We start from the raw sequence: 12748 nt of genomic DNA on the forward strand, positions 1-12748 counted from the left end.
GTGGACCGGGCGAAGGAGGGGCGCGGGATGGGGCAGGCGGGAACCGGACGGGTGCGGGAGCCGGTCTGCCGCGCCCCGGTCCTCGTACACGGGGGCGGAGCACGGGTGGTGACGGCGGGAGGGATGGTGCGGACGCCCGGATTCCGGGCCGCGCTTCGCACTCACCTACGATCGAGCGCGTGTGCGCAAACGTCATAGTCGCCGAAGACGACCCGAAGCAGGCCGAACTGGTACGCCGCTACCTCGAACGGGAGGGCCACTGTGTGCGGGTGGTGGGCGACGGGCTAGCCGCGCTCGACGAGGTACGGCACCAGGAGCCGGACCTGCTCGTGCTCGATGTCATGATGCCGCGGGCCGACGGTCTGGACGTGGTGCGGGTGCTGCGGGCCGAGTGCCGCGAGCTGCCCGTGCTGATGCTGACGGCCCGCACCACGGAGGACGATCTGCTGCTCGGGCTCGATCTGGGCGCGGACGACTACATGACCAAGCCGTACAGTCCGCGCGAGCTGATGGCGCGGGTCCGTACGCTGCTGCGCCGCACCCGGCGGCCCGGGGCGGCCCCGGTTCCGCGGGACCCGGTACTGCGGGTGGGCGCGCTGGCGGTGGATCCCGGCCGGCACGAGGTGATGGTCGGCGGCGGGCGGGTGGAGTGCACCCCCGGTGAGTTCCGCATCCTGGCCGCTCTGGCCGCCCAGCCCGACCGGGTCTTCACCCGGCAGCGGCTCCTGGAGGAACTGCACGGTTTCGACCGGTACATCGGGGACCGGACCGTCGATGTGCACATCATGAACCTGCGGAAGAAGATCGAGCCCACCCCGCGCCGGCCGGTCAGACTGCTCACGGTCTTCGGTGTCGGGTACAAGCTGACGGACCCCGACAAGGGAATCCGGCGTGGCTAGTGGGCGGGGCCCGGACCGGCTGCCGCTGCGCAGAAGCCTGTTCGGACGGCTGCTCGGCGTGTCGGCGCTGGTGGCGGCCTGTTCGGTGGCGGCGACCGCGTGGCTGGCCGTACAGACCACCTCCGGGGCGATCAAGCAGGAACAGGGGCAGAACCTCACCGCCGACGCACGGATCTACGACACGCTGCTGGGATACGCGGCCCTCAACTCCACCTGGGACGGCGTCGGGCCCACCGTGGAGCGGCTGGCCGAACAGTCCGGGCGCAGGGTGGCGCTGACCACCCAGGGACGGCAGCCCCTCGCCGACTCCGCCACCGGCCGGACCCCGCCCGCGCTGCCTCCCCAGGCGTCCGCGGTCGTCGACCCGCTGTCCGTGGACACGGTGCTGGCGCCCGAGAGCGCCGGCCGCTCCGGCACGGCCGACGACCGGGTCGACGCGCGTGCGGTCGGCCCGTTCCGGTTGTCCGCGGCGGAGCGTACACAGCTGCGGCGGACCGCCGACCGGGGGGTGGCGTGCCTGAGCCGGGCGGGGATCGCCTCGGACGTGGTCGTGGAACCGAGCGGCCGGCCCCGTATCCAGGTCGTGGGCAACGACCCCGAACGGGTGCGGGAAGCCCGATGCGACCCGGGGACGCTGGAGGAACCCACCCGCACCGAACAGCAGGCGCTCAGGGCCCTCAACCAGCTGGCCGACGCCTGCCTGAAACGTCAGGGCCGGGCCGCTGTGCGGCTGAACCAGGATCTCTCCTGGGCCCAGGACTCCGAAGCTCCGGGCGCTCCCCGGCCCATGCCCCCGGGGGGCCATGTGAAACTGCCCGCCCCCGCCGTGCGGCCGACGGCACACACGAGTGAGGGCGACCGGGCCATCGCCTCGTGCGTGGGAACGGCGCGCCGCGAACAGCTCGGCTCCTATGTGGCCTCGCCCGCCCTGCTGTTCATCGGCGACGAGGGCGGCACCACGGTTCCCGGCTTCGACCTCTCCCCGGCGAACACCGCCAAGATCGCCGGTGCCGCGGCCCTGGTGCTCGCCCTCACCGTGGGCGCCTCGGTGCTCGCGGGCGCCCGCCTCGTGCGACCGCTGCGCGCGCTGACCGGCGCCGCGCAGCGTATGCGCGACGGCGAGGAACCGGCCTCGGTTCCCGTCACCGCGGACAACGAGATAGGCAGGCTGGCCAGCGCCTTCAACGACATGTCCGCGCACCGGGCGCGGCTGGAGGAACAGCGCAGGGCCATGGTCAGCGATGTCGCCCATGAGCTGCGCACCCCGCTGAGCAACATCCGGGGCTGGCTGGAGGCCGCCCAGGACGGTCTGGCCGATCCCGATCCGGCGTTCGTCTCCTCGCTCCTGGAGGAGGCGGTGCAGTTGCAGCACATCATCGACGACCTCCAGGACCTGTCCGCGGCCGACGCCGGTGTGCTGCGGCTGCACCCCGAGCGGCTGCGCGTAGCGGAGCTGCTGGGTCAGGTGGCCGCCGCACACCAGGTGCAGGCCGACACCGCGGGTGTGACGCTGACGGTGGACGCCGTCCCCGGCCTCACCGCCGATGCCGATCCCGTCCGGCTGCGGCAGGCCGTGGGCAACCTCGTCTCCAACGCGGTACGCCACACCCCGGCGGGCGGGCGAGTCACCCTGCGTTCGTCCGGCTCCGAGTCCGGGGAGCACCTCGTCGTCGAGGTCGTGGACACGGGCAACGGCATCGCGCCCGAGGACCTTCCCCATGTGTTCGACCGCTTCTGGCGCGCCGAGAAGTCCCGCAGCCGCCGCACCGGCGGCAGCGGCCTCGGGCTGGCCATCGTCCGCAAGCTCACCGAGGCCCACGGGGGCACGGCGAGCGCGGCGAGCACCGAGGGAGCCGGTTCGGTCTTCACACTCCGGCTGCCCGTGACAGGGGCCGGTCCGACGCGCCCCGGCATGGCGGGGGCCGTTGTGTCAGGGGCCGGCATGGCGGGTGCTCACGAGAAGGGCGCGGGAGAGCCGGCCGACCGGAGGGCTGATGGGATGACCACAGCGCTCTGACAGCTTCTTCATAACTTCACGCCAGCCTGGCCGCATGCCCCGTACCCGGTGCGAACCGCCGTCCGGATACGTCACGGGGCCGAGCTGGAATGGAGCCATCTGTATGACCGCTCGTCTCTCCCTGCGTGCCGCCGTGCTCGTCGCCGTCGCGGCCGGCGCGGTGCTCGCGCCGTCGGCCGCGGCCTTCGCGGACAGCACGCCCAAGCCCGCCTCCCCGCGTGTCGAGGCGCCGTCGCCCGCCCCTGCGAGGGCCGGCGTGGACGCCAAGGACGCGCCGCGGCCGTCGGTCAAGCCCCGTGGCGGTGTCGCCGCGGGTGACCGGCCCGCCCCGGCGGTGAAGGAGGCACGGACCGCGCGGCCCGCCGTCCCGCCCCGCGGTGGCGTGGCCGCCGGTGAACGCCCCGCCGGCGGCGGGGACAGCACCACCGCTCTCGTCGGGTCGGCCGCCGGCGCGGTGCTGCTCGCGGGCGCGGGCACCATCGTGCTGCGCCGCCGGTCCGCGGCCCACCGCAACGGCTGATCCGCCCCGCCACTCACCAGTGACCGTGGCGTCGTCCTCTCCGGACGGCGCCACGGTCGGCCGTTGTCCCGCCGACTGGAGTCCCCGTGTCCCGTACGCACCACCCGCTCTCCCCCGCGCGCCTTCCGGCCTCCGCCACGCGCCGCGTGTCGTCCCGTGCGCACCGCCCCTTCCGGCGAACTGCCCGACTGCTGCCCGCCGTCGCCGTCTGCGTCGCGCTGGCCGGCTGCTCCGCCACCCCCTCGGACGCCGCGCCGCCGACCGTCACCGTGTCCCCGTCCGCGGGGTCGTCCGGTTCCACCGGCTCCACGGGCACGGCGTCCGAGCCGTCCGGCGGCCGTGCGCGGGGGGAGAAGGCCGGGCAGGCCCATCCCGCCGGAGTCTCCATCCCCTCCATCGGCGTGAACAGCACCGTCATGCGGCTCGGTCTCCAGGCGGACGGCACCGTCGAAGTCCCGCCCGCCGAGCGGGGCATGACCGTGGGCTGGTACACCGGTGGCGCCGTTCCCGGGGAGCCCGGGGCCGCCGTGCTCATAGGCCACAACGACACCCGGTTCGGCCGGGCCGTCTTCCACGATCTGAAGAAGATCCGCGAGGGCGCCGATGTCGTCGTCCGCGACAAGGCGGGAAAGGCCGTGCACTTCACGGTCACCGGTACGGAGACCGTGGACAAGAAGGCCTTCCCGACCGACAAGGTCTACGGAGCCACCAAGGGCAGCACACTGCGTCTGATCACCTGTGACGGCGACTTCGACGCGGACGGGCACCCCGTGGACAACCTGATCGTCTACGCCGATCTGCGCTGACTCCGGATGTCGGCCGGACGTCAAGATTGCCGGCATCCCGAGTCTACCGACGAGTAACCAGCCCTGCTTTGATGGGTGTCACCGGCCCACCCCCTCAGCAGAACCAGGAGACCCCGTGTCGCACACCGCGCTCCGCCGCCTCTCCGGCGTGACCCTGTCCGCCGCGCTCACCGCCGTCACTCTGGCGGTCGGCACCCCGCAGGCAGCCGCCGCCGAAACGCCGTCACTGCGGGTGCTGTCCTACAACGCGTTCATCTTCAGCAAGGCCCTGTACCCCAACTGGGGCCAGGACCACCGGGCGGCGGAGATACCGAAGACCTCGTTCTTCCGGGGCAACGACGTCGTCGTGCTCCAGGAGGCGTTCGACAACTCGGCCTCCGACGCCCTGCTGCGCAACGCGTCCGCCCAGTACCCGTACCAGACCCCGGTGGTGGGCCGGAGCAAGAGCGGCTGGGACGCGACCGGCGGATCGTACTCGGCCACCACACCGGAGGACGGCGGGGTGAGCGTGCTGAGCACCTGGCCGATCGTCCGCAAGGAGCAGTACGTGTTCAAGGACGCCTGCGGCGGCGACTGGTTCTCCAACAAGGGCTTCGCCTACGCCGAGCTGGACGTGAACGGCACCCCCGTCCACATCGTCGGCACCCACGCCCAGTCGACGGACCCCGGGTGCACGGCGGGACAGGCGGCGCAGATGCGCAGCCGGCAGTTCAAGGAGATCGACGCCTTCCTCGACGCCAAGCGGATCCCCGCCTCCGAACAGGTCATCGTGGCAGGCGACTTCAACGTCGACTTCCACTCCTCCGAGTACGCCTCACTGCTCACCGACGCCGGGCTCACCGCCGCCGACGCACGGACCGGGCACCCGTACTCCTTCGACACCAGGGACAACTCGATCGCCTCCGAGCGCTACCCCGACGACCCCCGGGAGGACCTCGACCACGTCCTGCACCGCGCCGGGCACGCGAAGCCCTCCGGGTGGACGAACGAGGTGGTCGAGGAGCGGAGCGCGCCCTGGACCGTCTCCAGCTGGGGCAAGGACTACACCTACACCAACCTCTCCGACCACTACCCGGTGGTCGCTTCGGGCCGGTAACCCCTCCGGAGGACAATCGGACGGAGGCGAGGACCGGCCCGCACGGGCGGGCTCCTCGCCGCCGTCCGCCTGCCGTCCCGCCGAAGGAACCTCCCCATGGGCGCTCCCCACCCGTTCGACCTGATCCCCGGAGCGGCCGGGTCACCCGTGCTGCTGCACGTACCGCACTCCTCGCGGGTGCTGCCGCCGAGTGTCCGGGACGGAATCGTCCTGGACCGGGCCGCCCTGGAGCGGGAACTCGACCACATCACCGACTCCCACACGGCGGAGCTGGCGGCGCGGGCCGCGGCGGGCTGCGCGCTCACCCCGTGGCGGTTCGTCAACGGTCTCTCCCGGCTCGTGGTGGATCCGGAACGGTTCCCGGACGATCGGGAGGAGATGCTGGCCGTGGGCATGGGCGCCGTCTACACCCACACCACGCACCGCGAGCGGCTGCGCCCGCGCGGCATGGATCCCCAGCCCCTGATCGACCGTTACTTCCACCCGTACGCGGAGGCGATGACCGCGGCGGTCGACGCGCGCCTGGCCGACGCGGGGCGCGCCGTCGTGATCGATGTCCACTCGTACCCGAGCGCACCGCTCCCCTACGAGCTCCACGGCGAGGGACCGCGCCCGCCGGTCTGCCTGGGGACCGACGGTTTCCACACCCCGCCGGAGCTGCTGGCCCGCGCCGAGTCGGCGTTCGCCGGATTCGGCGGGACGGGGCTCGACAGTCCCTTCCCCGGTACCTATGTACCGCTGAAGCACTACGGGAAGGACCCGCGGGTCAGCGCGCTGATGATCGAGATCCGGCGCGATGTCTATATGTCCGAGCCGGGCGGCGCCGCCGGTCCGGGCCTGCGCGAACTGGCTGCGGCACTGGCCGAACTGGTCGCCGGGGCATAGCCGCACTCCGGCGCACCCCGGTGTGACCATCGCCTTGCTTCACCTCTGCACAACCTCGGAAGTGCCACGGATCGACTCCTCGACGGCATGGCGCACTGCCAGAATCACAGGATTCCCCGGCCCGAAGCCATCGGGCCCGCCACGGTGACGACCCCACGCCGGACCTGGCCGGGAACGCCAACCCTCCCCTCACGAAGGCGGATCCTGTCCATGGATGACCGCACCCCCGCGGCCGGTCCGTCCGCCGCCCCACCGGCGGCGGGCGGCTCCCCCCATGTGGACGCCGGCGACGCCGGGTACAGCAAGGACCTCACCTCCCGCCACATCAACATGATCGCCATCGGCGGCGCGATCGGCACGGGACTGTTCCTGGGCGCGGGCGGGCGGCTGGCCGGGGCGGGCCCCTCCCTCGCCCTCGCCTACGCGGTCTGCGGGGTCTTCGCGTTCCTCGTCGTCCGCGCGCTCGGTGAACTCGTCCTGTACCGCCCCTCCTCCGGCGCCTTCGTCTCGTACGCCCGTGAGTTCATGGGCGAGAAGGGCGCTTTCGCGGCCGGCTGGCTGTACTTCCTGAACTGGTCGACCACAGCGGTCGCCGATATCACCGCGGCCGCCACCTACGCGCATTTCTGGGGCGTGTTCAGCGACATCCCGCAGTGGATGCTCGCCCTGACCGCCCTCGCCGTCGTCCTGGCCGCCAATCTCATCTCGGTGAGGTACTTCGGTGAGATGGAGTTCTGGTTCGCGATCGTCAAGGTCACCGCCCTGGTCGCCTTCATGCTGATCGGCATCGTCCTGGTGGTCACCCGGCACCCGGTGGACGGCCACACCCCGGGATTCGCCACCGTCTCCGGCAACGGCGGGATCTTCCCCGTCGGCATGCTCCCGATGCTGCTGGTGATCCAGGGGGTCGTCTTCGCGTACGCCTCCGTCGAACTGTGCGGCGTCGCGGCGGGCGAGACCCGCGAGCCCGAGAGGATCATGCCCGGGGCGATCAACTCGATCATGTGGCGCGTCGGTCTGTTCTACGTCGGCTCGGTGGTCCTGCTCGCCCTGCTGCTGCCCTACACCTCGTACTCGGCCGACCGGAGTCCGTTCGTCACGGTCATGGACGGACTGGGTGTTCCGGCGGCGGCCGGTGTGATGAACCTGGTCGTCCTGACCGCGGCCCTGTCGAGTCTGAACTCCGGCCTGTACTCCACCGGCCGCATCCTGCGGTCCATGGCCCTGGCGGGCTCCGCGCCCGCGTTCACCGGCCGGATGAACAAGGGCCGGGTGCCCTACGGCGGCATTCTGCTGACCGCGGGTTTCGGTGTCCTCGGTGTCGGGCTGAACTACGTCATGCCCGGGCAGGCGTTCGAGATCGTCCTCAACTTCGCGTCGATCGGCATCCTCGGCACCTGGGGCATGATCATGCTCTGCTCCCTGCTGTTCTGGCACCGCTCACTGGACGGCCGCGTCACACGCCCCTCGTACCGGCTGCCCTGGGCCCCGTACACCCAGCTCGTCACCCTGCTCTTCCTGCTCTGCGTCGCCCTTCTGATGTGGTGGGGCGGCGGGGTGGGCCGCACCACCGTGACGCTCCTGCCACTGATCGCGGCCGCACTGGTCGGCGGCTGGTTCGTCGTCCGCGCCCGGGTGGGCGAACTCGCCCGCGAGCGCCGGGACGCCCGGGGTGGCCCCGGAACGCGAAAAGACCCCAGATGAACTGGGGTCTCCTGCTGGTGTCCGAGGGGGGACTTGAACCCCCACGCCCGATAAAGGGCACTAGCACCTCAAGCTAGCGCGTCTGCCATTCCGCCACCCGGACAAGGTGTCTGCCGTTCGCGGTGTGTTCCCCGCGGCGACAAAGAAAACAATACCAGGGGTTTGGCGCGCCTCTCACCTGCATATCCGGTGGTCAGTGCGGTGCCGCGGGCCTTCGGGGCACGCTCGGGCCGTTCCGTCACCAGGCAGTCACGGAAGGTCACCCCGGCCGTGTGCGCCGTGCGGCTTGCCGGTTGCCCGCCGATGTCCGCCGCACGCGGGGCCGGCGCCGTTACCTTCGCGTTCATGAGTGATCGCGGCTACCGAAGGCCCCTCGCACTGTCCCCCCTGCGCGAGCATCTGCGCGACACGTTCTGGTTCGCGCCGACCCTGGGGCTCGTGGGCGTCTTCGCCCTGTGGTGGGCCGCCTCCTCGCTGGACACGGAGATCGTCGCGCACCTCCGCGACGAGCGGGCGTACACCGAGCTGGGCGACCTGATGTCGTTCGCGCAGGACGCGAAGACGATCGTCACCACCATCAGCTCGGCGATGATGACCTTCATCGGTGTCGTCTTCAGCATCTCGCTGGTGGCCGTGCAGATGGCGAGCGGGCAGCTCACGCCCCGGGTGGTGCGGATCTTCGTCAGGAGCCGGATCAGCAAGCTCACCCTGACGGTGTTCCTGGCGACGTTCCTGTTCTCCCTGCTGGTCCTGACCTCGTACGAGAGCGAGGCCGACCCCCGCCGGGTGACCTCCGTGCCACTGGTGCAGAGCATGCTGACACTGGCGATGGTCGGGCTGAGCCTGCTGCTCTTCATCGCCTATGTGTCGGCCACCCTGCGGCTCATGCAGGTGGGCCCGGTCACCGACCGGATCACGCGCGAGGCGCTGCGGGTGCTCCGGCGGATGCCCCGCGGGCCCCTGTCCGGGGAACCCCTCGCGCCGGAGACCACGCGGGTGATGCACACGGGGCGGGCGGGGGTCCTGCGGGATGTGAACGTGGCGCGGCTGGTGCGGGCCGCGCGGCGACAGGGCATCGTCCTGCGGCTCATCCCGCGGATCGGGGATTTCGTGGTGCCGGGGACTCCGGTCCTGGCCGTCCACGGCGGTGCCGCGCCGCCCCGGCACGCGCTGGCGTACACGGTGTCGGTCGGGGTGGAGCGCACCCCGCACCAGGACCTCGCGTTCGGACTGCGACAGCTTTCGGACATCGCGCTGCGGGCCCTGTCGGCCGCCGTGAACGACCCGACCACCGCCGTGCAGTGCCTCGACCGCGTCGTGCAGTTCCTCGCGGCCGTGGTCCACCTGCCGCTCGGCGCCGTGCACCACCGGGACGGCGCGGGGCACGTGCGGCTCGTCCAGGACGTGCCGGAGTGGACGGATCTGGTGGACCTCGCGTTCGAGGAGATCCGGCGGTGCTCGACGGACACCCCGCAGGTGTCCCGACGGCTGCTGGCCGGCATCGACGATCTTCTGCTGCTCGCTCCCGCCGACCGGAGGAAGCCCCTGCTCAGGCACCGCGCGCTGCTGGCACAGGCGGTGGAGCGCTCGGCGCCCGAGGCCGCGGAGCGGGCGTTCGCACTGCTCCCGGACCATCAGGGGATCGGCTGAGGGAGCCCGCCGGGCGCCCGGCCGGACGGGGTCCGGACCGGCCGCTCCGCCGCGTCGCGCGGCGGTGGCCGAATTGCCGCCCGCCCTCTGGACACCGCCCGGCGGATGCGGGATAACGGCCTCATACAGTATTCGTCGACTGTATGCAATATACCGCGAGAGCGGCACAGCGGCTCCCGCGTTCCCCCACGAAGGGACAGGTCATCGCCATGCCCGAGGACAGCCATGACGACCGCGGCGGTCAGGAACTCGTCTCCGGTGGGCACTTGGTCGCCAGAGCGCTCAAGGCCGAGGGGGTCGAGCGCATCTACACCCTCTGCGGCGGCCACATCATCGACATCTACGACGGGTGCGTCGACGAGGGCATCGACGTCGTCGACGTACGGCACGAGCAGGTCGCCGCCCACGCCGCCGACGGCTACGCCCGGATCACCGGGAAGCCGGGCTGCGCCGTCGTCACCGCCGGGCCGGGCACGACCGATGCCGTCACGGGTGTCGCGAACGCCTTCCGCGCCGAGTCGCCCATGCTGCTGATCGGCGGTCAGGGGGCGCACACCCAGCACAAGATGGGATCCCTCCAGGACCTTCCGCACGTCGACATGATGACGCCCATCACCAAGTTCGCGGCCACCGTGCCGCACACCGCGCGCGCGGCGGACATGGTCTCGATGGCCTTCCGGGAGTGCTACCACGGCGCGCCCGGACCGTCCTTCCTGGAGATCCCGCGCGACGTCCTCGACGCCAGGGTGCCGGTGGGCGAGGCACGGGTGCCCGGGGCCGGGCGGTACCGGGCCTCCACCCGGAGCGCGGGCGACCCCGCCGCCATCGAGAAGCTCGCCGATCTCCTCGTGCACGCCGACAGACCGGCGATCCTGCTGGGCGGCCAGGTCTGGACGACACGGGCCACGGACCGGGCCGTCGAGCTCGTACGGACCTTGAACATCCCCGCGTACATGAACGGGGCGGGGCGCGGCACCCTGCCGCCGGGCGACCCCCACCACTTCCAGCTCTCGCGGCGCCACGCGTTCTCCCACGCCGATCTGATCGTGATCGTGGGCACGCCGTTCGACTTCAGGATGGGCTACGGCAAACGGCTCTCGCCCGGGGCGGCCGTCGTCCAGATCGACCTCGACTACCGCACCGTGGGCAGGAACCGCGACATCGACCTGGGCATCGTCGGTGATGCCTCGCTGGTGCTGAAGGCGGTGACCGAGGCGGCGGGCGGACGGATCGACGGCGGGTCCGTCCGCCGCAGGGCGTGGCTGGAGGAGCTGCGCGCCGCCGAGCGGGCCGCGATCCACAAGCGGCTGCCGCAGCTCCGCTCCGACGCCTCCCCCATCCATCCGTACCGGCTGGTCGGCGAGATCAACGACTTCCTCACCGAGGACTCCATCTACATCGGCGACGGCGGCGACATCGTCACCTTCTCCGGTCAGGTGGTGCAGCCCCGCACCCCCGGCCACTGGATGGACCCCGGCCCGCTCGGCACGCTCGGCGTCGGTGTGCCGTTCGTCCTGGCCGCCAAGCAGGCCAGGCCCGACAAGGAGGTCGTGGCGCTCTTCGGCGACGGCGCGTTCTCCCTCACCGGCTGGGACTTCGAGACGCTGGTGCGCTACAACCTCCCCTTCGTCGGCATCGTCGGCAACAACTCCTCGATGAACCAGATCCGTTACGGCCAGAGGGCCAGGTACGGCGAGGCGCGCCAGCGGGTCGGCAACACCCTCGGTGACGTCCACTACGACAGGTTCGCCCGGATGCTGGGCGGCTACGGCGAGGAGGTGCGCGACCCCGCCGACATCGCCCCCGCGCTCCGGCGGGCCCGCGAATCCGGACTCCCGTCGCTGATCAACGTCTGGGTGGACCCCGACGCGTACGCCCCCGGAACGATGAACCAGACCATGTACAAGTAGCGAAGGGGCCTTCCGCATGACCAAAGCTCTGGAGGGCGTGCGCGTCCTCGACATGACGCATGTGCAGTCCGGTCCCTCCGCCACCCAGCTGCTCGCCTGGCTCGGTGCGGACGTGGTGAAGCTGGAGGCACCGGGCGGTGACATCACCCGCCGGCAGCTGCGCGATCTGCCGGACGTCGACTCGCTCTACTTCACGATGCTCAACTGCAACAAACGGAGCATCACCCTCAACACGAAGAGCGAGCGCGGCAGGGAGATCCTGGCCGAACTGGTCCGGCGCAGCGATGTGATGGTGGAGAACTTCGGCCCCGGTGCCGTCGACCGCATGGGGTTCACCTGGGAGCGGATACGGGAGATCAACCCCAGGATCGTCTACGCCTCCATCAAGGGGTTCGGCGAGGGCCCGTACACCGGTTTCAAGGCGTACGAGGTCGTCGCGCAGGCGATGGGCGGCTCGATGTCCACCACCGGGTTCGAGGACGGGCCGCCGGTCGCCACGGGTGCGCAGATCGGGGACTCGGGCACCGGCGTCCACGCGGTGGCCGGGATTCTCGCCGCCCTGTTCCAGCGGGAGCGGACCGGGCGCGGGCAGCGCGTCAATGTGGCGATGCAGCACGCCGTGCTCAACCTGTGCCGGGTGAAAGTGCGCGACCAGCAGCGCCTGGCGCACGGACCGCTCGCCGAGTACCCGAACGCCCGGGGCACCGCCGGGGCCGCCGAGGTGCCGCGCAGCGGCAACGCCAGCGGCGGCGGACAGCCGGGATGGGCGGTGAGGTGCTCGCCGGGCGGGCCCAACGACTATGTGTACGTCATCGTGCAGCCGGCCGGCTGGCGGCCGCTGTCCGCGCTGATCGGCCGGCCGGAACTGGCGGACGATCCCGGCTGGGCGACGCCGGAGTCCCGGCTGCCGAAGCTCGGCAAGATGTTCCAGCTGATCGAGGAATGGTCCGCCACGCTCCCCAAGTGGGAGGTGCTGGAGCGGCTCAACGCGCACGGGATCCCCTGCGGTCCGATCCTGTCCACCAAGGAGATCGTCGAGGACGAGTCGCTCGTCGCCAACGGGATGGTCGTACGCGTCGAGCACCCCGAGCGCGGCACGTTCACCACGGTCGGCAGCCCGCTGAAGCTCTCCGACTCCCCGGTCGACGTGGTCGCCTCCCCGCTGCTCGGCGAGCACAACGCGCAGGTGTACAGCGGTGAACTGGGCATCGGAGCCGAGGAGTTACGGGCCCTCAAGACGGACGGGGTGATCTGACCGTGG

At 71.6% G+C, this 12748-nt stretch carries 10 protein-coding genes and 1 tRNA gene; 10 read left to right on the forward strand and 1 reads right to left on the reverse strand.

The genetic code is table 11. The annotated features are described in order from the left end of the window. Window positions 1–179 precede the first annotated feature (179 nt). From ABT170_RS15530 to ABT170_RS15560, 7 genes are all read left to right on the forward strand, one after another. On the forward strand, window positions 180–899 hold the full coding sequence (locus ABT170_RS15530; RefSeq protein ID WP_329946671.1) for a response regulator transcription factor: 720 nt from the start codon (window positions 180–182) through the stop codon (window positions 897–899). Beyond that, window positions 892–2916 (forward strand): sensor histidine kinase, encoded by a 2025-nt coding sequence (locus ABT170_RS15535; RefSeq protein WP_351867657.1) that lies wholly within the window; start codon window positions 892–894, stop codon window positions 2914–2916. The genes ABT170_RS15530 and ABT170_RS15535 overlap by 8 nt, the downstream gene beginning before the upstream one ends. 103 nt (window positions 2917–3019) lie before the next feature. Further along, window positions 3020–3436: a hypothetical protein gene (locus ABT170_RS15540; protein WP_329946669.1), complete on the forward strand. Its 417-nt coding sequence runs from the start codon at window positions 3020–3022 to the stop codon at window positions 3434–3436. Window positions 3437–3582: 146 nt separating this feature from the next. Then, on the forward strand, window positions 3583–4242 hold the full coding sequence (locus ABT170_RS15545) for a class F sortase (protein ID WP_351867806.1): 660 nt from the start codon (window positions 3583–3585) through the stop codon (window positions 4240–4242). A 115-nt stretch (window positions 4243–4357) separates the two neighbouring features. Then, window positions 4358–5338: a sphingomyelin phosphodiesterase gene (gene sph / locus ABT170_RS15550; RefSeq protein ID WP_351867660.1), complete on the forward strand. Its 981-nt coding sequence runs from the start codon at window positions 4358–4360 to the stop codon at window positions 5336–5338. 96 nt (window positions 5339–5434) lie between these two features. Then, window positions 5435–6223, forward strand: coding sequence for an N-formylglutamate amidohydrolase (locus ABT170_RS15555; protein ID WP_351867663.1), 789 nt, complete (start codon window positions 5435–5437; stop codon window positions 6221–6223). Window positions 6224–6433: 210 nt separating this feature from the next. Further along, on the forward strand, window positions 6434–7927 hold the full coding sequence (locus ABT170_RS15560; RefSeq protein WP_351867666.1) for an amino acid permease: 1494 nt from the start codon (window positions 6434–6436) through the stop codon (window positions 7925–7927). A 15-nt stretch (window positions 7928–7942) separates the two neighbouring features. On the opposite strand, the gene ABT170_RS15565 is transcribed toward ABT170_RS15560, so the two are convergent. Beyond that, window positions 7943–8030: transfer RNA gene (locus tag ABT170_RS15565), tRNA-Leu, on the reverse strand. A gap of 242 nt (window positions 8031–8272) precedes the next feature. Here ABT170_RS15565 and ABT170_RS15570 point away from each other — a divergent pair. The 3 genes from ABT170_RS15570 to frc all read left to right on the forward strand — a co-directional run bounded on the left by ABT170_RS15570 (window position 8273) and on the right by frc (window position 12742). Then, complete coding sequence (locus tag ABT170_RS15570; RefSeq protein ID WP_351867669.1) at window positions 8273–9577, forward strand: DUF2254 domain-containing protein; 1305 nt, start codon at window positions 8273–8275, stop codon at window positions 9575–9577. Between the two features lie 209 nt (window positions 9578–9786). Next, window positions 9787–11487 (forward strand): thiamine pyrophosphate-binding protein, encoded by a 1701-nt coding sequence (locus tag ABT170_RS15575; protein ID WP_329946792.1) that lies wholly within the window; start codon window positions 9787–9789, stop codon window positions 11485–11487. Between the two features lie 16 nt (window positions 11488–11503). Next, complete coding sequence (frc, locus tag ABT170_RS15580; RefSeq protein WP_351867672.1) at window positions 11504–12742, forward strand: formyl-CoA transferase; 1239 nt, start codon at window positions 11504–11506, stop codon at window positions 12740–12742. Window positions 12743–12748 lie beyond the last annotated feature (6 nt).

It is taken from the genome of Streptomyces sp. NPDC001787 (assembly GCF_040297465.1).
Taxonomy (GTDB): Bacteria; Actinomycetota; Actinomycetes; order Streptomycetales; family Streptomycetaceae; genus Streptomyces.

Coding starts and splice junctions, on each gene's coding strand:
- ABT170_RS15540 (WP_329946669.1), top strand. CDS start 3,020: ATGACCGCTCGTCTCTCCCTGCGTGCCGCCGTGCTCGTCGCCGTCGCG.
- ABT170_RS15555 (WP_351867663.1), top strand. CDS start 5,435: ATGGGCGCTCCCCACCCGTTCGACCTGATCCCCGGAGCGGCCGGGTCA.
- ABT170_RS15560 (WP_351867666.1), top strand. CDS start 6,434: ATGGATGACCGCACCCCCGCGGCCGGTCCGTCCGCCGCCCCACCGGCG.
- ABT170_RS15570 (WP_351867669.1), top strand. CDS start 8,273: ATGAGTGATCGCGGCTACCGAAGGCCCCTCGCACTGTCCCCCCTGCGC.
- ABT170_RS15575 (WP_329946792.1), top strand. CDS start 9,787: ATGCCCGAGGACAGCCATGACGACCGCGGCGGTCAGGAACTCGTCTCC.
- frc (WP_351867672.1), top strand. CDS start 11,504: ATGACCAAAGCTCTGGAGGGCGTGCGCGTCCTCGACATGACGCATGTG.